This is a genomic window from Enterobacter cloacae complex sp. P38RS (assembly GCF_014930775.1).
Classification (GTDB): domain Bacteria; phylum Pseudomonadota; class Gammaproteobacteria; order Enterobacterales; family Enterobacteriaceae; genus Enterobacter; species Enterobacter bugandensis.
The window spans coordinates 477,576-496,237 of the sequence record NZ_JADBRS010000001.1 but is presented as its reverse complement, the minus strand read 5'-3'; the positions used below and the strand labels follow the sequence as shown (position 1 = coordinate 496,237).

The window sequence follows — 18,662 nt, the reverse complement described above, 5'->3', positions numbered from 1 at the left end:
GCGCACATTGTGCGCCATTTTTTTTGCCTGCGTCAAACTGCTACTGCGTTACCTTTTCCCCTTCCTCTTCTGCTACCGCAGCAGACACCCGGCTGTTCTGCACTGACAACACGCTATTGCTGGCCGACGGGCCGCTACCCGCGGATACGACAACCGGGATCCCGGCACGGCGCGCCAGGGCTTTATCAATTAACACCTTATCGCTTCCGGCCTGAGAAACAAAGGTGGCAAAGTCTGCCGAGTGGGTAATGGGCGAAATCTGCGGGTTCTCACCCTCCACCTGCGCCAGCGGACGGTGGACCTCAATATAACGCTTACCGTCCGGCTCAACCGAGAATTTCACCGGCTCGTTGATGATCTGTACCCGCGTGCCGACCCGCACCTGTTCAAACAGGGCTTTAATATCCGGGGCGTTCATTCGCATACAGCCGGAACTGACGCGCAGACCTACGCTGTCCGGCGCGCTGGTGCCGTGAATAAGATATTCCCCATTACCAATTCCCAGACGCAGCGCATAGCGCCCCAGCGGGTTATTTGGCCCCGCCGGGACGACGGGTGGCAATTTAATTCCCTGGGCCAGGGAACGTGCTCTGATGCCCGCCGTTGGCGTCCAGGTTGGATTAGGGATTTTTTGGCTGACGCGGGTGGTGCTCACCGGCGTTTCCAGCCCCAACTGTCCGATGCCGAGCGGGAATACCTGGACAATATTTTCTCCCGGCGGGAAGTAGTAGAGCCGAAGCTCGGCCAGGTTAACCACAATGCCTTCGCGCGGGGTATCCGGCAGCAACATCTGCGACGGGATGGTGATAACGGTACCCGGTGCCGGGTTTACTGGCGCAATGGTATTGTTCGTTTCAAGGATCACCTGCGCCGCCGTATTAAACCGACGGGCGATAGTCTGAAGCTTATTATCTCCTTCCTGTATCGTGTAGGTTTGATTTTGCCCAATCAGACGGCTGCCTGCAGGCGGCAACGGATAGTCCATCGCGCGGGCCGAATTAAACGTACCGAGCGAACTAAGGAGTAATAGAGTTATTAGAGACGCGCGCTTCATGCTGAGATTCCTTATTCACTGGCAGGATGCCAGAAAGCTGAAAAACCAGCGAGGCGGGAACCACCTCGCGAAACAGAATGAATGCTGTTCTGTAAGTCTAGCTAAGGATTGCAGCTTTGGCGCGAATGGCGCGAATCATCGCTTCCAGCCCCTGGGAGCGGGACGGGGTGAGGTGTTGGGTCAGGGCCATTTTTTCAAACCACGGGCGGACATCGAACGCGACGATATCCTGCGCCGACATCCGGTGGTAAAGAATAAAGACGACCGCAATCAGCCCTTTTACAATGGCCGCATCGCTGTCGCCGTGCAGGGCGATAGTGCCGTCGTCAGACTGCTCCATCACAATCCACACCTGGCTCTGGCAGCCCTGAATAATGTTTTCCGGGTTATGCGCCTCTTCACCGAGCGGTGGCAGACGCTGCCCCAGCTCAATGATATAAAGGTACTTCTCTTCCCAGTTTGCACAGCGTCCAAAGTTGCGCAGCAATTTGTCTCTGTCCGGCAGTTCTGCCATCTTTTGCCTCTTCTTAGCCCAGCAGCTGGTGAATGCGCTTAAGCCCCGCCACCAGCCTGTCGACCTCTTCCATTGTGTTATACATCACCAGCGATGCGCGGCACATTGCCGGCACCTGGTAAAAAGCCATCAGCGGCATGGCGCAGTGGTGCCCGGTACGGACGGCCACGCCGTAGTTATCGAGGAAGCTGCCCACGTCATAGGCGTGGTGTTTCCCCAGGTTAAAGGCAATCACGCCCTGTCGGTCAGCAGGGCCATACAGGGTAAGGTCAGGCACGCTGGCAAGCTCCTGCAGCGCGTAGTGCATCAGCAGCTGTTCGTACTCCTGAATGGCGTCGAGGCCGATTGCGGTGACGTAAGACACCGCCGCCCCCAGGCCGATAATCCCGCCAGTGTTGGGGGTGCCCGCCTCGAAACGCCAGGGCGCGCGGGCGTAGGTCGTCCCTTCCGTCAGGCTGACGGTGGCGATCATCGATCCGCCCCCTTCCCACGGCGGCATCGCCTGCAGGATGTCCTCTTTCACATACAGCACGCCAATCCCGGTCGGGCCGTAGAGCTTATGCCCGGAGAATACGTAGAAATCGCAGTCCAGCGCCTGCACGTCCACCGCGTGGTGCATTACCGCCTGCGCGCCGTCAATCAGCACCTTCGCGCCGGCCTGATGGGCTTTTGCGATAATCTCTGTCACCGGGTTTTCGGTGCCCAGCACGTTAGAGACCTGGGTGACCGCCACCAGCCGCGTTTTATCGTCCAGCAGGGCGTCAAGCTGCTCCAGCTGCAGCGTGCCATCGTCGTTCAACGGAACGACCCGCAGCTGCGCGCCGACACGCTCGCAGAGCATCTGCCACGGCACAATATTGGCGTGGTGCTCCATCTGGGTGATGATGATGTTATCCCCCGCGCGCACCTGGGCGTTGCCCCAGCTGTTGGCGACGAGGTTAATCCCCTCGGTTGTGCCGCGCACAAATACCAGCTCTTCCGGCAGGCGTGCATTGAGGAAGGCTGCAATTTGCGTGCGCACGTTTTCCATGCGCTGGGTCGCCTCGGCGCTCAGGGTATGAATACCGCGATGCACGGCGGCGTAGCCGTGGCGGTAGAACTCGGCTTCCGCATCCACCACCTGATTCGGCTTCTGCGCGCTGGCCGCGCTATCGAGATAGGCCAGCGGCAGGCCGTTCACTTCACGGGTCAGAACCGGGAAATCGGCCCGCACTTTCTCTACGGGAAAACTCATGCTTCGCCTCCGGGCAGACGCTGACCAATGCGGGCCAGCACCTGCTGCTTCAATACGCCATCGTGCAGCGCTTCCGTAAGCTCCGCCGCGAAGGCGTAGATGATCATTTTCTGCGCCGCCTGCTGGTCGATGCCTCGCGAGCGCAGGTAGAACATCTGCTCGTCGTCGATCCGACCGACCGTCGCGCCGTGACTGCATTTTACGTCGTCGGCGTAGATCTCCAGCTGCGGCTTGGTGTCCACTTCCGCCAGGCGCCCCAGCAGCAGATTGTTGTTGGTCATCTGCCCGTCGGTTTTGATGGCGTGCTGGGCCACGTTAATCAGGCCGTTAAACACCGCCCGCCCTTTATCGCTGACGATGGTTTTGTGCAGTTGTCGGCTGTTGCAGTAGCCTTTGTTGTGCTCAAGCCAGGTGCGCGTGTCGCACACTTCTGCCTTCACCGGCATCGCCAGGCTGTTGATGCGCAGCGTAGTGTTTTCACCGTTAAGCTGCGTGCTGGTGTTGTGGCGCAGCACCGCGCCGCCGAGCAGGAAGCTGTGGCTGTACGCCGCGGCATCCTGGCCCAGCAGAAGATCGTTATGGGCAAAATGGTGGCTCTGCGGATTCTCAAACGCCAGCTTAATATGGTAAAGCTGCGCATTGGCGGCAACGTTCATCGTCAGCCGCGATCCGGTAAAGTGGCGGGTCTCGTTGAGGCTGACGTAATGTTCGATTACCGTGGCCTCCGCCCCCTCCGCCAGCTCAAGGTGATGGCGATAGTGCGCGGTGTTGATCTCATCGCCCTCCACGCCCTGTGTGATGTGCATCAGCAGCAGCGGTTTTGCCGGACGCTGGTTACGCTTGACCTGAATATGCGTCACGCTGCGGGCCAGGCTCTCGGTCAGGTGGAGGAAAACTTCCGGCTGAACCGGGGTGCTCAGTCTCTGGCGGTCGTCGTTAATGACGATATCGAACCCGCTATCCCGGGCGTCATCACTCAGTTCTGGACGCCAGACGCCGTCGACAAAGACCAGACGCACCGCATCCACCGTCAGCGCCAGATCGTCGCGCCGGGCCGGGTCAATCTCCGCCAGACGCGTCACAAACTCGCCGTTCAGCAGGCCGTCGAGTGGGGTGTATTTCCAGTTCTCATGCTTCCGCGTCGGCAGGCCGAGGCGCAGCATCTGCTGCAGGTGCTGCTGCGCCTGCTCGGAGCGCGTATTACCCTGCTCCTCAAACAGCCGGTGCCACTGCTGGAGCGCATTACTGCTGTTCGGTAAGCCAGCCATAGCCCTGCTCCTCCAGTTGTTTAACCAGCGTAAAATCACCGGATTTCACAATACGTCCCTGGTAAAGCACGTGGACATAGTCCGGCTTGATGTAGTCCAGAATGCGCTGGTAGTGGGTGACAATAATGAACGAGCGCTTGCCGTCGCGCAGGGAATTCACCCCATCGGCGACAATCTTCAGGGCGTCGATATCCAGACCGGAGTCGGTCTCATCCAGAATGCACAACTCGGGCTCCAGCACCGCCATCTGCAGGATATCGTTACGCTTTTTCTCGCCGCCGGAAAAGCCGACGTTGACCGAGCGGGTCAGCAGGTCTTCCGGCATTTTCAGCAGTTTGATCTTCTCTTCCATTAGATCCTGGAAGTCGAAGCGATCCAGCGCCTCCTGGCCGCGATACTTGCGCACCGCATTCAGCGCCGTCTGGAGGAAAAACTGATTGCTTACACCCGGAATTTCCACCGGGTACTGGAAGGCCATAAAAATGCCCTCACCCGCGCGGTCTTCCGGCGACATCTCCAGAAGATCTTTGCCGTTAAATTCGACCGAGCCGCCTGTCACTTCGTAATCTTCGCGTCCCGCCAGCGTCGCTGAAAGCGTACTTTTCCCGGAGCCGTTTGGCCCCATGATGGCGTGAACTTCACCCGGCTTGACGTCAAAATTGAGACCGCGCAGGATCGCTTTCTCTTCCACGCTAACCTGTAAATCTTTAATACTTAACATGTGCTTTCCTTAACCGACGCTGTGTTCAAGACTAATGGCGAGGAGTTTTTGTGCTTCAACGGCGAATTCCAGCGGCAGTTCAGAGAACACGTCCTTACAGAAGCCGTTCACAATCATCGAAATGGCATCTTCTTCGCTGATGCCGCGCTGCAGGCAGTAGAAGAGCTGATCTTCCCCAATGCGCGACGTGGTCGCCTCGTGCTCCAGCTGAGCCGTGTTGTTGCGACACTCGACGTACGGGAAGGTATGCGCCCCGCAGTCGGCACCGATCAGCATTGAATCACACTGGGTGAAGTTGCGCGCGTTGGTGGCCGTCGGCATGATTTTCACCAGCCCGCGATAGCTGTTCTGGCTATGCCCGGCGGAGATCCCCTTCGAGATAATCGTCGATTTGGTGTTTTTCCCAATGTGGATCATCTTAGTGCCGGTATCGGCCTGCTGATGCCCGCTGGTCAGCGCCACCGAGTAAAACTCACCGATGGAGTTATCCCCGCGCAGAATACAGCTCGGGTATTTCCAGGTAATAGCGGAGCCAGTTTCCGACTGCGTCCAGGACATTTTGCTGTTTTCGCCTTCGCACAGCGCGCGCTTGGTGACGAAGTTCAGGATACCGCCGGTATTGCCGTCGCCGGGGAACCAGTTCTGCACCGTGGAGTATTTCACCTCGGCGTCTTTGTGAATGATGACCTCTACCACCGCCGCGTGCAGCTGGTAGCTGTCGCGCACCGGGGCGGAGCACCCTTCGATATAGCTGACGTAGCTGCCTTCGTCCGCTACCAGAATGGTGCGTTCAAACTGTCCGGTTTTTTCGGCGTTGATGCGGAAATAGGTGGAGAGCTCCATCGGGCAGCGCACGCCTTTCGGCACGTAGATAAAGGTGCCGTCAGAGGCTACCGCGGCATTCAGCGCGGCGAAGAAGTTATCGTTGCTCGGTACCACTGTGCCGATGTACTTTTTCACCAGATCGGGATGGTCATGAATGGCTTCGCCAAAGGAGCAGAAAATGATCCCCTGCTCGGCCAGCTTTTCACGGTAGGTGGTCGCCACCGAGACGGAGTCGAAAATGGCGTCCACCGCCACCTCTCTCCCCTCGCGCACGGGCACGCCCAACTGGTTAAACGCCTCTTCAACCTCTTTGCTCAGGAAGCTGTTCTCGGCACCGGTCTGCTGGACCGCGCCGGGCTGCGAGGCGCAGGTATCGTCACAGCTGCCGCAGGAGGGCGCGGAGTAGTAGCTGTAATCCTGATAGTTCAGCTTGTCGTAGTGGGCTTTCAGCCAGTGCGGCTCTTCCATCTCCAGCCAGGCGCGGAACGCGCTCAGGCGAAATTCGAGCATCCACTCGGGCTCGTTACGTTTGGCCGAAATGGCGCGCACCACATCTTCATTAATGCCTTTCGCCAGCTCGTCGGTCTGCAGCTGCGTGAAAAAACCTTCTTTATAGTTGAGGTGTCCGCCGCTCCAGGTGTTTACATCACTCGTTGCTTCAGTATTACGAGACATAGTACCGCCTATACCCCAAAGCTTTCGCCGCAGCCGCATTCGTTCTGGGCTTTCGGGTTATGAAATTTGAATAACTGGTTTAAACCTTCCCGCACGTAATCCACTTCGGTTCCATCGATAAACGGCATAGCCTGCAGCGCGACGTACAGCTTTGCGCCGTCGGTTTCAAACACCAGGTCATCTTTTTCCGGTGCGGTGACGGTATCCAGCACGTAGCCAAAGCCCGCGCAGCCGGTCTGCTTAACGCCTAAGCGCACGCCGAGAATGTCGGGATTTTTTGCCACCAGCTCGTGGATATGCGCCGCCGCCGCAGGCGTGAGCGTTAATCCTCGCCAGGCAAAATCGGCAGGATTGAAGGTTTCTGAATGCAGTTCCATAGGTCCACCTCATCTGATTAGCCATCAGGGCATAACACCATGTTAGTGATAACGATTATCACTTCAACCCTCTGTCAGCAGGGGCATTCGGCTAAACCGCCCTTTTTGTCTACTTTTATTAAGCATAGACCCTGTCAGAAGATGCGGGCGGGATGGATTTAATTGTTCAATACTTTGAAAATTAATGGATTATCTGTTGTAGAAAACAGCGAAGAGAGGAAAAGTAAAATATGTATCGGAAATGCCTATTTTTGAGATAGCTTTTGTTCTGGGAGTGTCTAAAACAATAAAAGGCCCTCAAGGCCTCTGATTATTATTGGTGAAATGAAACGCTAAAACCCTGCTCACGCCAGTGATCCAGCTGTTCCTGCTGACGCGGTGTTAGCGTTTTTCCCGTCCAGACGAAGATTTTTTGCCCCGGGAAAAGTTCAGGACGCGGAGAATCAATCGGGTCCGCCAGCACATCAATGTGCCAGCCTTGCTGCGCCAGCCGCGCGGCTTCAAGCCAAAGATGGGTACGGTCATCGCATTCCCAGCCGATAAGCAACGCATCTTTACCCGCTTTCTTGCGCGACTCCGCCAGGCTTAGAACCGCGAATTCAATCAGGACGCCGTCAAGCATGCTCGCCATGTGGCGTACAGTATTTTGATCCTGATTCATTCGCTGGCGGACGGGGGAAATGATGTTATCAATCAGCGCATCCATGGCATGCTCCCGGCGGAACTCACCGATTTTGGCGCGCAGCTTTGCCGGGCTGGCATAACGCAGAACGGTCATCATCTCTTCCTGGAACGAGACCCAGTTACCCTGAGTCAGGACTTCTTTATTTTCCAGCAAGGCTTTTACTTTTCCGACCGAAACGCCGCTTTTCATCAGGCGTTTGATCTCTTCAATACGCAGGATATCTTCATCGTCAAACTGACGATGACCCCCTTCGCTGCGCTGCGGCTTCAACAATCCATAACGTCGCTGCCAGGCACGCAGCGTAACGGGGTTGATACCGCATCGTTCGGCCACTTCGCCGATACTGTAATAGGCCATTAACTCCCTCACGCTCAGAACTTCCATACCTAACTACACCAACCTTATCAGATTGTACAAACCATTTGTATAACTAAGACCGCATTTTGCTCAGGTGAAAGGGGTCGTTCTCCCTTCACCTGTTAATACATTGTTGTCTAAAGTTTGCTTCTCGTACAGCTAAGTCTGCCGAATTTTGTACAGCTTTATCAAAAATCGAATTTCTTCTCCGGCCATGCAATCGCCGGAATTCCGCCATGCCGGGGGCTTGCAAACAGATGGCCCTGGAACTGGGAAATGCCCGCAGATTCCAGCCACATCCACTCTTCTGCCTTCTCCACGCCGACCGCGCAGAACTGAATTTCAAGCGAGGAACAGCATTTGATAATCGCCTGAATGATGGCCTGTCGAGGGCCACTTTTATGCACGTTCGCGACGAGATCGCGATTAATCTTAATTCTGTCGGGCTGGAATTGGGCCAGTAGCTGTAGTCCCGCAAAGCCGGCACCAAAGTGATCGATCGTCACGCTGATGCCTGCACTTTTTAGCTGTCTGACCGAATCCGTGAATTCATCAAAACGGGAAATGGCTTCGCTCTCGGTGAATTCCACCACAATTTGCTCAGGGACAAAACCGTTTGCTTCAATTGCGGTGAGCAAGAAATCAACGGCATTAGGAATGTTAACCAGCGTCATAGGCAGCAGGTTGAGGGATAACGTCTGGTTCTGCAACCCGAGTGCACTGGCCATTGAGAGTGCTACCTGCTTGCTGTGCAAATCAGAGGTATACACGTCGTCACGCGGCAGATTGGCGAAGTAGATCCCCGGAGCGCCGCCGTCAGGCGTGCGGAGAAGCGCCTCCCAGGAGACAACCTGCTGCATAAACGGATCGACTATCGGCTGGAAAGCAAAGCTGCAATCCGCTCCTTTCGCGATTACCTCGGGTTGCGCTGACAAGCGTGTTTCTTCGCGAACGAACTCCCAGGAATCCGCAGGCGGCAGTTCAAAATAGTTCGCTTTTTCCGTGGCCTCGACAAAGGTACGGAAAAACTGCAGCGGACGGTCATTGTAAGTCAGCTGATAGCGTGTTGTTCCCTTGTTCAGCACCTGTTGCAGCACCTCATTCCTGTCGAACTGGCGCAAATCAAAAAGCTCCATCCCCACCTTGCCAAAACGCCGGACGGGGCCGTGATCGCGCATCAGCTCGACTACGTTATGGTGTCGCGGGTCGTTGCAGATCTCCTCATAAATAGCAGAAACATGCTCCACTGGCCCCTCAAGCAACTGAAAAAAATGTGTGCCGTTAAACAACAAGATCCCCGTGACGTTGGCTTGCCGGTTTTTATTATTTGCAGCAGCGACCATAGCTTCCAGTGCTTTCACTGGAACGTCCTCGCAGATATGACTGCGGTAAATGATGGTTGTAAGCATGCGATTCCTGGGGGTTAAGGGTTTTGACCACAAAAACATGTGGAGAGACTTCTCTTATAGCACATTAATTGCCTCATAAATAATTTACATCTCAATCATTTACGCCCGCTAATGGCACTCTCACAAGTATTGTACAACTTAACAGCGGCCGTGCGTTTTGTACAATATATTCTGTAGCATTACCGTTTCATGAACAACAAACAACTAATTGAAAAATAGAGTTTTTATGAAATATATTCTGATTTTATTAAAAATTTGTACATTTTTAATGTACAGATTTGGAAAAAGTGTATACCTTAAATGTAACGTTACTGATTACAAAATTTTACAGGAGCGAAACATGCAGCAGAAAGGTTACGTCGCAGATTCCGCAGCAGCGATCGCACAGTACTTCGAAAAAGCCACGCTTCCCACCCAACAGGAAACGCTGGGTCAGGTCGTTGTTGAGATCCTTAGCGACGGGCGAAATCTCAATCGCAAATCGCTCTGTACCAAACTGTTAAGTCGCCTTGAAAGGGCCGAGGGCCCCGAAGAGGAACAGCATTACCATATGCTGCTTGGTTTGCTCTTCGAACGATAACGTGATGAACCGCAGTGACGCAGACAAACTGACCGATCAGCTGATTGGCGAAGCCGTTCTTTCTCTTTTGAGAGAGCGTGGCCCCGTTACAACTGAAGCTCTGGTTCAGCGTCTGCGGCAGATGAAAACACATGAAAAGAATCCCCGGCGGCGGGAGACACTGGCGAAGGCGATTGCCGATATCGGATCAAAAAGCCTCGGATTAAAACGTCGCAGAACCGCGCAAGGACGAATAAGCAGAGAGGGACCTCTCAATGATAACAGAGGCAATGTTGTGTCGTTGTTTGGAAAGGGAAAGCCGTCCGATCCCAAAAAAATACATTGACTGCATTTTAACAGCTACGGTGAGAACAAATGAGACAAAATATTCAGCTTCAACCCGAATACCACTCTGCTTTTTTAGACAGTGCGCTGGCGGAATATTTCCGTCACGCAGGCGATCGTTTTGCTGAAGAGTCCGCTATTTTTTCTACTGCAGTACGCTGTGTTCTGGCCTCCGAAGGTCATATTTCCAATAAAGCCATCATCCTCTGGCTCATTCAAACGCTGGAAGCCACTCACGACGTGGTTCAGGCGGATGTGATTCGCAAGACGCTGGAAATCGTTGTGGGCTACACCATGGATGACGTTTAAACGCCCTGTCATTCAGCGATCGTGTCATCGTCAGAATTGTCGAACATGCTGACGATGACACCTCCCTCTCTTCATAACCCCCTGTAAAGAAGCGTTATAAAGATGGCATGGTTTCTGCTTACTCCCTGTTACGGGACTGGGCTTACCAGTCATTGTGCTTCATTTCTTAACAGGTCTGTTATTGATGAAAAAAATCGCCAGCGTCTGCCCTTACTGTGGTGCAGGCTGCAAACTAAACCTTGTCGTTGAGAATAACCGTATCATCCGTGCCGAAGCGGCAGAGGGGGCCACAAACCAGGGCACGCTATGCCTGAAAGGATTTTACGGCTGGGACTTCCTTAACGATACCCGCCTGCTCACCCCACGCCTGACCCAGCCGATGATCCGCTACCGCAAGGGAGAGACATTCACTCCCGTAACCTGGGAGGAGGCTATCCGCTACACCGCCCGGAAGCTCAGCAGCATAAAAGCCCAGTTCGGCCCGCGTTCGATTATGACCACCGGGTCCTCCCGCGGCACCGGGAATGAAACCAACTACGTGATGCAAAAATTTGCCCGCGCGGTGCTGCACACCAACAACGTCGACTGCTGCGCGCGCGTTTGTCACGGTCCTTCCGTCGCCGGACTTCAGGAGACCCTCGGCAACGGTGCAATGAGCAACTCTATCAACGATATTGAACACTCCAAATGCCTGCTGGTATTTGGCTATAACTGCGCAGACTCCCACCCTATCGTCGCCCGGCGCGTGCTAAAAGCCCGTGAAAACGGCGCGAAAATCATTGTCTGCGACCCGCGCCGCATCGAAACGGCGCGCATTGCCGATCAGCATCTGCAATTGAAGAACGGTAGCAACATGGCGCTGGTGAACGCCTTTGGCTATGTGCTTCTGGAAGAGGAGCTGTACGACAAGAACTACGTCGCGCGGTTTACCGAAGGACTTGAGGCCTATCGGCAGACGGTGAAAGAGTATGCCCCTGAGCGCGTAGAACACCTCACCGGCATCCCCGCCCGCGACGTTCGTCAGGCAATGCGCACCTTCGCGGCGGCCCCTTCCGCCACCGTAATGTGGGGAATGGGCGTGACCCAGTTTGGCCAGGCCGTCGATGTCGTCAAAGGGCTTTCCAGCCTGGCACTGCTGACCGGCAACCTCGGCCGCCCTGCCGTCGGTGTCGGTCCCGTCCGCGGGCAAAACAATGTTCAGGGCGCCTGCGATATGGGCGTTCTGCCGAATATGTTCCCCGGCTATCAGGATGTGACCGATCCGGCTGTCCGGCAGAAGTTCGCCGATGCCTGGCGGATCGACGTGAATAACATGGACGATCGCGTTGGGACGCGCATTACCGAAGTGCCTCACCTTGCGCTGGAAGGCAAGGTCAAAGCCTATTACATCATGGGGGAAGATCCGCTGCAGACGGAAGCCGATCTCGGCCTGGTGCGTAGCGGTTTCGAGGCGCTTGACTTCGTGGTGGTTCAGGACATCTTTATGACCAAAACGGCGGAAGTGGCGGACGTTCTGCTCCCTGCCACCTCATGGGGCGAACACGGCGGCGTTTTTACCTGCGCCGACCGGGGTTTCCAGCGTTTTGGCCAGGCTATTGAGGCCAAAGGCAACGTGAAGCGCGACTGGGAGATCATCAGCCTGCTCGCCACCGAGATGGGCTATCCGATGCATTACGACGATAACCAGCAGATCTGGGATGAAATGCGCGAGCTGTGCCCGCTCTTTTACGGCGTGACGTATGAAAAAATGGGCGAGATGGGCCACGTGCAGTGGCCGTGCCCGACGCTCGATCACCCCGGCACGCCGTACCTCTACAAAGATAATCAGTTCGATACCCTGAGCGGTAAAGGGCAGCTCTTTGCCGCACCGTGGCGCGCGCCGGCCGAGACGCCCGATGATGATTATCCGCTGGTACTCTGCACGGTACGCGAAGTTGGGCACTACTCCTGCCGCTCCATGACCGGGAACTGCGCCGCGCTGCAAAGCCTCGCCGATGAGCCGGGACGGGTGCAGGTGAATCCTACCGATGCGGACAGACTAGGTATTAGCGACGGTCAACTGGTCTGGGTAAGTTCGCGCCGGGGTAAAGTGATCACCCGCGCCAGCATTAGCGAGCGCATCAACGCCGGGGCGGTCTATATGACCTATCAATGGTGGATCGGGGCCTGCAACGAGCTGACGCAGGATAATCTCGACCCCGTATCAAAAACGCCGGAGACAAAATATTGTGCGGTGCAGCTGGAGGCGATTGAGGATCAGCGCTGGGCGGAGGACTATGCGGCGTCGGCGTATCAGTCCATGAAGTCGCGGCTGATGAGCGCGTCGAACGGCTGAGGAACAGCGTAAATAGCATCAGGTTTACCCGGCACCAGAATGATCATTTTTTTGGCCGGGTAATTCCCTAATGAAACAGATCTAATGCATCACGAAACAAATTGGGGTTACAGCGCTTTTCAAGCAAGCGGTTCAGGAGCTCCAGCAACTCATGCTCACTGCTCAGGTTAAACTTATGCATAACCGCATACTTATGGGCATAGATCGTCTTTGGCGTAAGCATCATCTCCCTGGCTATGTTTTTGACGGATTCCCCCTTGAAAAGACCGGCCATAATATTGAGCTCACGCTGTGATAACGTTTTATGCTTACAGCTTAAACAGGCTTTTGAAAGGACAGGGATAACAGGCGCACTGTATGCACTCCAGGCCTGGCGCAATACCCTCTTCAACAGATAGAGTGACGCTGAGCGCGACACAAAAAAGGTCTGCTGAATGCAGAGCGGTAAAAACGATGACGATGGCTCTTCCGCTTCGATAATACCAATTATGACGCATTTACGCGCGCATTTTAATTCCGGGAAACAGGTATAATGTTCGCCCTTGCTGAACGCATAAACGATTATTCCCGCCCGAGCAATATTCTCCACATCATAGCCATTGAGAAAATTGACTTTTTTTGTACATTCATTGTTAAAAAAATCTTCAACAAATGACCTGAGGCTATGGTGATATAAAAAATCATCTTCTTTAATTAAAACATTTATCATTTATCAGACCGAGACATAATCGACATTCAACTTTTTTTCAGGCCAAAGAAATCCCTGCATTAAATTGCATCCAGTATTCTGAGCCAAAGAAAACAGTTCGTTATTTTCGATGCCTTCAATAAGCACCTGATCTACCATCATAGCGCAGTAGGCTATCATTGATTGTAAGGCCCGGGGTGTCAATCTGTTTTCCCACAGGCTCTTTTTATCTACTTTAACACCATCAAATATGCAAATACGTTCACCCAGCGACGCTAAATGCTCACTTCTAACATCATCCAACCATATCTTTGCACCTGTTTTTTTTATTCTCTGATGCATTATATCAAAACTCTCTCGCTCTTCATTTGTTAGCAAAATAAAATTGCACGGATCTTGTACCTCAATAACGATACCAGAACGCAGGCTGGGCAATATTTCACTGAGCAATTCTGATTGGCATAATAATCTTGCGGGGACGTTAATAAAATAGTCACCCTCCTCTTCACACAGAGGAATTATACGCAACTGCCAGCGCAGCAAACGAGAGCTTGCACTTAAAGACATCTTTTCAAAAAACGTTTCGCAATCAATTCCCTGACGTAAGGTACTTAGCATCTCCCAAGCCTTTATCTTCTTTTCCTGTGAAGAATAGATAGGCTGGAACCGAACACCGCATATAGCATGCTCAAGCATGGAATTAATCAACATGGATGTCTCAAACTTATTATTTTAAAAAAGATATTTCAGCCGTTACTGATAAGTAAAATCTACATTCATTACTGCCTGGAATGTTCCGGCAGTGGAATTTCCTTGTGGCGTAAACATTCTCGCTGACAACGGGAATGTCGAACTGCGCGTGCTGCTGTCGACATTCACCTGCATTGTGCTGTTCACGCTATATGCTGTCGCATGATCCCTGCTGGCAATACGTAATGCCACATTGTTGCTGGTCCCGCTGTTTTTCCACGCCGTGGGATCTTGCGTATCTGCATTACCGGTAAATTTGGCCGTTACGCTGCTGGTGCCTGTGGGACAATTTTGCACCAGCAGATCAAAGTCAGACCAGACGCCACCGTCACCGGCATTGATGAGATTTTGCTTTGTATCTTCCCCCAGATTGACCACTTTAGAAACGGTGCCCGTGTCAACGACACACGGGCTGGCAATGACCTGGCCAGTAACAATGATAGTGGTATCAGCGCAGGTAATTAAAGGGGCTGAACTCAGGAGGAAGGCAAATAAAAAGAGTTTATTATTCATATGATCTAGTCTTTATTGATAACTCATTGTAATAACTATCGCCGTATTAATTGAACCAGGCGTTGTATTACCATGAAGAGAATATGCGCCAACTTTAAACGCCATCGATGCTGTACGGTCACTCTGGACAGTTTTAAAGACTGTAGTGCCAGGACCTAAATAATCACCAGTTACGCCATCATACAAAACAACAGAGGCATTCCCTGCCGTACCTGAATTCTCATAAAGGTTAGGTGAGTCGTGGGATGCAAGACCACCAATATCTGCTCTGACAGTACTTGTGCCTGTTGGGCAGTTTGTGACTGTCAATGTAAACGGCACTGCAGTAAATGATGAGCCAGGAGCTGCGAGTGCTGTTGCCTGAATATTACCTAAATCAACATAAAGGCTGTTTGCTCCTCCGTTGACAATACAGGGTGACGCCACGATATTACCAGTCACGTTAATATTTACCGCATCTGCTGAATAAGACAAAATCGGTATCATTGCGGACAAGCTCAGGACTAAACATTTAATATTCACATTTATCCCCTTATTGATAGGTAATGTTCAACGTTGCTGTTGCATTTGCTGTTCCGGGTAAAACAGCTGATTTAGTCTGATAATAACGTGCCACGATTGGGAATGACTCCAACCCACCGCCAGATTGCTTAAGGAAAACAGTATTATTAAGATTGAGAGGTGTACCTCCATATAATATTTGCACCCCGACACCTTGCGCTACTCCCGGCCCCCCTTGACCCGATAAGGCTAAAACACTTGTATTGACCTCATCAGGATTTTGCTGTCCACTCAAAGAAATATTGATATTTGCTCCAGGATTGCACGTTAGTCCGAGAGTCTGGGTAACCTGAGCATTGGCTGGCGTAGTACCTACTGTTGAACCAAAGCTTGTCGCGGGGATATTACCTATTGGGAAACTCAGCGATCCCGAAGAAGTACTACAAGCAAGTGTTGTAATGCTCCCTCCAGTAATATTCCATGTCGCGATGAAAAATTGGTTCGAAATAGATACGTTAGCAATTTGTCCACTGCGAAGTGCACCGGATACAGCGGGAGCGGTTGTCCTTACCAACTCAACTTTATACATATAAGACGCACTATAGCTGCCAATAGTGAACGACATTGGAAAGTAGTGGTGGAAACCGCCGCCTGTATCATTTTCTGAAACACGCACACCATAGCCACTCACGCCTATATCATAGAGGCTGTTCCCCAGAGAACTACCGCTCATCGCTTCCTGGTAAGTATTCGCAGAATCAGTACATGAGTAATTCACATTGTAAATACCCGATTGTGCAGCAACAACCGTTCCCGGCGCCACATCGCGCTGCGCAGTAATGTTACTAAAATTTAAATTAAAGTTTTGCGCAGAGATATTGTTTGTGCAGCCAGCAAAGCTTTCTACGGATATTAACGTCAAAATCAACAGCAAAAAAATTTTAAGCAGATTCATTTTGTTTCCTATCGACAAACAGTACTGACAACCGCAATGTTATTTTTAACATCGGAAGGTTTTAAAACGTATGAGGCTTTACACTGCTTATCACTACCCTCACCCCATTGCGCGATAAGGTCGACCTTCTCGCCTAAGCCTGTGAGATAAACCTGCCCATTATCGCCGACAATAAAGCCGCTATTTTTAATACCACCCACGCTGACAATCGCCCCAAAGGGAATGGGCTGTCCGTTACCGCGCAATAACGTAAACAATGCACGCTGACCAACGTTGGCAGTATATTCAGCGCGAACAATAGCTCCGCGAGTCGGCACAACGGTCCGGGTCGTGAGATCCAGTTCTACATCATCGGACATACTTTCTGGGTCGATTACGATATCGTTTTTACGGTAGACGTTGACGTTATTTACCGTTGTATATCCCCGATAGTCCGTTTTCGCGCCCGTTTGGTTTCGCACCGTCAGACCTTTCGCCCCAGGCACTTTAACCAGGACGTTCGTTTCACCCAGCGGTTGCGATAACGTCACACCGTCAGCATGCGCGATGACGCCACCCTGAATACCATAGTTCAGACGCTCATTATTCTGGTCGTAGCTGTACCCTGCCGTCACCTCACCATAGGTACCCTTGTAATCACCGTTTACGTTGCCGCTGTATCCGACATTATCGCTGCCATAGCCCTGCTGAACGTTCCAGTTCAGGGCATTGTTTTCCAGAGCGGTGCCGTTGATGCCAACCGTATGGGTCGTTCCGCTATTTTTACTGTTATTGACGCTGTAGTTTGCCCACGTCTGCGGCAGGAATTTATCCAGCGGCACGCTGATGTTAAATGCCACCATCCGATCTTTGTCATAGCTCGTAGGGTTACCGTATGTACCAGGCGTCCCGTTACGCGTTGAGGTATACGTCAAACCGTAGCTGATGCCGTTCCAGAAATTGTTATACCCCAGACTCCAGGACTCCATCGCTCGCCCGGAGTTCCAGTAATCTTCGCGAACGGCGCTGGCCATAATCGAGCCTAATGACCCACCCAGAGACTGGTTCATAGTCAGCTCCATACGGTTGCGACGCCGGTTCTGCATCACACCCGTATCGCCATAGGAATCAAGCACTTCCTGCATACCGTAAAAGCCTTTGGTCGAATAGCGGTAGCCTGCAATAGCAAAGTTAGTGCCTGTTTCGACAAAGTTTTTACTGTAGCGCGCGCGCCAGGACTGGCCGCTATCGCTCGGCAGATTTTGCGGGCTAGACCATGCCTGAATGACGTCGACAGAAACTGCGCCGAGGTCACCCATATTCTTGCCCATACCGGCAGCGATCGACTGGTAGTGACTCGACGTTTGACCACCGCCGTACGCCGTTAAGCCATACGGTAAGCCATAGATGCCCGTAATTTGCGCAAACGGTGTCTTGTCTACGCTACCGTTATAGGAACGATATTGCCCACCCGTGACGGCGTACTTAAATCGCCCTTCTCGCTGCAGTACGGGCAGTGAGGCATAAGGGACGGTGAATTGTTGAATGCTACCGTCAGCCTCTTTAATTGTTACCTGCAGATCGCCTGCCCCCCCGGTCGGATACATATCCGTGATCTCGAAGGCGCCAGGCGCAACGTAGGTCTGGTAAATCTCATACCCATTCTGACGAACAATGACCTGCGCATTGGTACGCGCGATACCACGCACGACGGGTGCGTACCCTTTGAGGGAGTCGGGTTGCATATCATCATCGGAGGCCAGCTGCGCACCGCGGAACGGCATACTGTCGAAAACATCAGCAGGCGCAGTGCTGTCCCCGAGGGTCATCTGCGCTTTTAACGGAACGATCGCGCGCTGGGCGTAGGTGTAAACGCTGTCCCATTTGTCCTTGCCATCTTCATCACGTGACCAGGTCGTGTAGTTGCGCAGACGCCATGGCCCGATATTGATTCCCGGACGCAAATTAGCGTACTGCGTGTTGCTGATATCACTGCTCCCGTTGCGCGAGCGGTTGTTGGCGCCACTCAGGCTGTAGTTGAGCAGCACAGCCGTGATTCCTTCATCCCACTGTTCTGGTGGAACGTATCCACGCGCCTGACGAGAAATGGCCGCCTGCGGGATGCTGATAAGCAGACGCTGTGCGCCAAACTGGAATTCAGTGGATCCGGAAGGTATCGCGTGCAGGTTTGAACAACGTTCGTTGTTCACCGCAAGCGCCGGAAAAAGCTCGGTTTTTACGCCCCACTCTTTAAGCTGCTCCACGGTCAGACAAGGTTCTAATTTCCCCTCATCATTGGGAGCACCAGAGGTTTTGAATTCGATATCGCGCGTATCAACAAGTTCGTTATCCAGCATCACATCGACGTGATAAGTTCCCGGCGCCTGCGAGCCCGCTTCAAACGCAGCGAGATCGGCTTTACCTCCATTTTGCGGATTATCGAGCTCAACCAGGTCCGGGTTGAAGTAATCACGCGCCATGGCATTCTGCATTGAGCCAGCAAGGGCAAATGCAATCAGTAAAGCCAATCGCGCAGGTTTAAAATTATTATATTCCCTTACTATCATCATTCACGTCACCTTGGAAACGACATTCCAAAACCAATTATT

General features: G+C 52.9%; 19 protein-coding genes. 4 read left to right on the top strand and 15 right to left on the bottom strand.

Going from position 1 to position 18,662, the window contains the following annotated elements; genetic code table 11:
• Positions 1-40: 40 nt before the first annotated feature.
• The 9 genes from IM303_RS02420 to IM303_RS02380 form a co-directional block, all read right to left on the bottom strand.
• Positions 41-1,054 (bottom strand): L,D-transpeptidase family protein, encoded by a 1,014-nt coding sequence (locus IM303_RS02420; RefSeq protein ID WP_049000814.1) that lies wholly within the window; start codon positions 1,052-1,054, stop codon positions 41-43.
• A gap of 97 nt (positions 1,055-1,151) precedes the next feature.
• Entirely contained in the window at positions 1,152-1,568 is a 417-nt protein-coding gene (gene sufE / locus IM303_RS02415; RefSeq protein ID WP_028012869.1) for a cysteine desulfuration protein SufE, read from the bottom strand.
• A 13-nt stretch (positions 1,569-1,581) separates the two neighbouring features.
• Positions 1,582-2,802 carry a cysteine desulfurase SufS gene (gene sufS, locus IM303_RS02410; RefSeq protein WP_193359550.1) on the bottom strand — a complete coding sequence of 407 codons (1,221 nt, stop codon included), beginning with the start codon at positions 2,800-2,802 and terminating at the stop codon, positions 1,582-1,584.
• Positions 2,799-4,070 (bottom strand): Fe-S cluster assembly protein SufD, encoded by a 1,272-nt coding sequence (gene sufD, locus IM303_RS02405; protein ID WP_049000810.1) that lies wholly within the window; start codon positions 4,068-4,070, stop codon positions 2,799-2,801. Before sufD ends, sufS begins: the two co-directional genes overlap by 4 nt.
• A complete protein-coding gene (gene sufC, locus IM303_RS02400; RefSeq protein ID WP_041910384.1) occupies positions 4,045-4,791 on the bottom strand; it encodes a Fe-S cluster assembly ATPase SufC in 747 nt (248 codons plus the stop codon). Before sufC ends, sufD begins: the two co-directional genes overlap by 26 nt.
• A 9-nt stretch (positions 4,792-4,800) precedes the next feature.
• On the bottom strand, positions 4,801-6,291 hold the full coding sequence (gene sufB, locus IM303_RS02395) for a Fe-S cluster assembly protein SufB (protein WP_028012865.1): 1,491 nt from the start codon (positions 6,289-6,291) through the stop codon (positions 4,801-4,803).
• Positions 6,292-6,299: 8 nt separating this feature from the next.
• The gene (gene sufA / locus IM303_RS02390) at positions 6,300-6,668 is read right to left on the bottom strand and encodes a Fe-S cluster assembly scaffold SufA (RefSeq protein ID WP_041910386.1); all 369 of its coding nucleotides are present in this window, start codon (positions 6,666-6,668) and stop codon (positions 6,300-6,302) included.
• A 313-nt stretch (positions 6,669-6,981) separates the two neighbouring features.
• Positions 6,982-7,710, bottom strand: a complete 729-nt coding sequence (locus IM303_RS02385; RefSeq protein WP_049000802.1) for a MerR family transcriptional regulator — start codon at positions 7,708-7,710, stop codon at positions 6,982-6,984.
• Between the two features lie 188 nt (positions 7,711-7,898).
• Positions 7,899-9,119 (bottom strand): diguanylate phosphodiesterase, encoded by a 1,221-nt coding sequence (locus IM303_RS02380; RefSeq protein WP_028012862.1) that lies wholly within the window; start codon positions 9,117-9,119, stop codon positions 7,899-7,901.
• 340 nt (positions 9,120-9,459) lie between these two features.
• On the opposite strand from IM303_RS02380, the gene ycgZ reads away from it, so the two are divergent.
• The 4 genes from ycgZ to fdhF all read left to right on the top strand — a co-directional run bounded on the left by ycgZ (position 9,460) and on the right by fdhF (position 12,667).
• Entirely contained in the window at positions 9,460-9,699 is a 240-nt protein-coding gene (gene ycgZ, locus IM303_RS02375) for a regulatory protein YcgZ (RefSeq protein ID WP_028012861.1), read from the top strand.
• A gap of 4 nt (positions 9,700-9,703) precedes the next feature.
• Positions 9,704-10,024 carry a hypothetical protein gene (locus tag IM303_RS02370; protein ID WP_028012860.1) on the top strand — a complete coding sequence of 107 codons (321 nt, stop codon included), beginning with the start codon at positions 9,704-9,706 and terminating at the stop codon, positions 10,022-10,024.
• Positions 10,025-10,053: 29 nt separating this feature from the next.
• Entirely contained in the window at positions 10,054-10,332 is a 279-nt protein-coding gene (locus tag IM303_RS02365) for a biofilm/acid-resistance regulator YmgB/AriR (RefSeq protein ID WP_028012859.1), read from the top strand.
• A 184-nt stretch (positions 10,333-10,516) separates the two neighbouring features.
• A complete protein-coding gene (fdhF, locus tag IM303_RS02360; RefSeq protein WP_193359549.1) occupies positions 10,517-12,667 on the top strand; it encodes a formate dehydrogenase subunit alpha in 2,151 nt (716 codons plus the stop codon).
• Positions 12,668-12,734: 67 nt separating this feature from the next.
• Here the strand turns inward: fdhF and IM303_RS02355 are convergent, their stop codons facing one another.
• From IM303_RS02355 to IM303_RS02330, 6 genes are read right to left on the bottom strand one after another with little or no spacing between them, the layout of a single operon-like run.
• The gene (locus tag IM303_RS02355) at positions 12,735-13,376 is read right to left on the bottom strand and encodes a LuxR C-terminal-related transcriptional regulator (protein ID WP_049000795.1); all 642 of its coding nucleotides are present in this window, start codon (positions 13,374-13,376) and stop codon (positions 12,735-12,737) included.
• Positions 13,377-13,379: 3 nt separating this feature from the next.
• Positions 13,380-14,051: an EAL domain-containing protein gene (locus tag IM303_RS02350; protein ID WP_049119885.1), complete on the bottom strand. Its 672-nt coding sequence runs from the start codon at positions 14,049-14,051 to the stop codon at positions 13,380-13,382.
• A 57-nt stretch (positions 14,052-14,108) separates the two neighbouring features.
• Positions 14,109-14,618 (bottom strand): fimbrial protein, encoded by a 510-nt coding sequence (locus tag IM303_RS02345; protein WP_049000792.1) that lies wholly within the window; start codon positions 14,616-14,618, stop codon positions 14,109-14,111.
• Between the two features lie 12 nt (positions 14,619-14,630).
• The gene (locus tag IM303_RS02340; RefSeq protein WP_127334662.1) at positions 14,631-15,140 is read right to left on the bottom strand and encodes a fimbrial protein; all 510 of its coding nucleotides are present in this window, start codon (positions 15,138-15,140) and stop codon (positions 14,631-14,633) included.
• Positions 15,141-15,150: 10 nt separating this feature from the next.
• Positions 15,151-16,074, bottom strand: a complete 924-nt coding sequence (locus IM303_RS02335) for a fimbrial protein (RefSeq protein ID WP_193359548.1) — start codon at positions 16,072-16,074, stop codon at positions 15,151-15,153.
• An 8-nt stretch (positions 16,075-16,082) separates the two neighbouring features.
• A complete protein-coding gene (locus tag IM303_RS02330; protein ID WP_227014105.1) occupies positions 16,083-18,623 on the bottom strand; it encodes a fimbria/pilus outer membrane usher protein in 2,541 nt (846 codons plus the stop codon).
• Positions 18,624-18,662: the final 39 nt, after the last annotated feature.

What these genes read in the sequence shown, in the direction of transcription:
- IM303_RS02420 (WP_049000814.1), bottom strand. Translation starts at nt 1,054, where the DNA reads ATGAAGCGCGCGTCTCTAATAACTCTATTACTCCTTAGTTCGCTCGGT.
- sufE (WP_028012869.1), bottom strand. Translation starts at nt 1,568, where the DNA reads ATGGCAGAACTGCCGGACAGAGACAAATTGCTGCGCAACTTTGGACGC.
- sufS (WP_193359550.1), bottom strand. Translation starts at nt 2,802, where the DNA reads ATGAGTTTTCCCGTAGAGAAAGTGCGGGCCGATTTCCCGGTTCTGACC.
- sufD (WP_049000810.1), bottom strand. Translation starts at nt 4,070, where the DNA reads ATGGCTGGCTTACCGAACAGCAGTAATGCGCTCCAGCAGTGGCACCGG.
- sufC (WP_041910384.1), bottom strand. Translation starts at nt 4,791, where the DNA reads ATGTTAAGTATTAAAGATTTACAGGTTAGCGTGGAAGAGAAAGCGATC.
- sufB (WP_028012865.1), bottom strand. Translation starts at nt 6,291, where the DNA reads ATGTCTCGTAATACTGAAGCAACGAGTGATGTAAACACCTGGAGCGGC.
- sufA (WP_041910386.1), bottom strand. Translation starts at nt 6,668, where the DNA reads ATGGAACTGCATTCAGAAACCTTCAATCCTGCCGATTTTGCCTGGCGA.
- IM303_RS02385 (WP_049000802.1), bottom strand. Translation starts at nt 7,710, where the DNA reads ATGGCCTATTACAGTATCGGCGAAGTGGCCGAACGATGCGGTATCAAC.
- IM303_RS02380 (WP_028012862.1), bottom strand. Translation starts at nt 9,119, where the DNA reads ATGCTTACAACCATCATTTACCGCAGTCATATCTGCGAGGACGTTCCA.
- ycgZ (WP_028012861.1), top strand. Translation starts at nt 9,460, where the DNA reads ATGCAGCAGAAAGGTTACGTCGCAGATTCCGCAGCAGCGATCGCACAG.
- IM303_RS02370 (WP_028012860.1), top strand. Translation starts at nt 9,704, where the DNA reads ATGAACCGCAGTGACGCAGACAAACTGACCGATCAGCTGATTGGCGAA.
- IM303_RS02365 (WP_028012859.1), top strand. Translation starts at nt 10,054, where the DNA reads ATGAGACAAAATATTCAGCTTCAACCCGAATACCACTCTGCTTTTTTA.
- fdhF (WP_193359549.1), top strand. Translation starts at nt 10,517, where the DNA reads ATGAAAAAAATCGCCAGCGTCTGCCCTTACTGTGGTGCAGGCTGCAAA.
- IM303_RS02355 (WP_049000795.1), bottom strand. Translation starts at nt 13,376, where the DNA reads ATGATAAATGTTTTAATTAAAGAAGATGATTTTTTATATCACCATAGC.
- IM303_RS02350 (WP_049119885.1), bottom strand. Translation starts at nt 14,051, where the DNA reads ATGCTTGAGCATGCTATATGCGGTGTTCGGTTCCAGCCTATCTATTCT.
- IM303_RS02345 (WP_049000792.1), bottom strand. Translation starts at nt 14,618, where the DNA reads ATGAATAATAAACTCTTTTTATTTGCCTTCCTCCTGAGTTCAGCCCCT.
- IM303_RS02335 (WP_193359548.1), bottom strand. Translation starts at nt 16,074, where the DNA reads ATGAATCTGCTTAAAATTTTTTTGCTGTTGATTTTGACGTTAATATCC.
- IM303_RS02330 (WP_227014105.1), bottom strand. Translation starts at nt 18,623, where the DNA reads ATGATGATAGTAAGGGAATATAATAATTTTAAACCTGCGCGATTGGCT.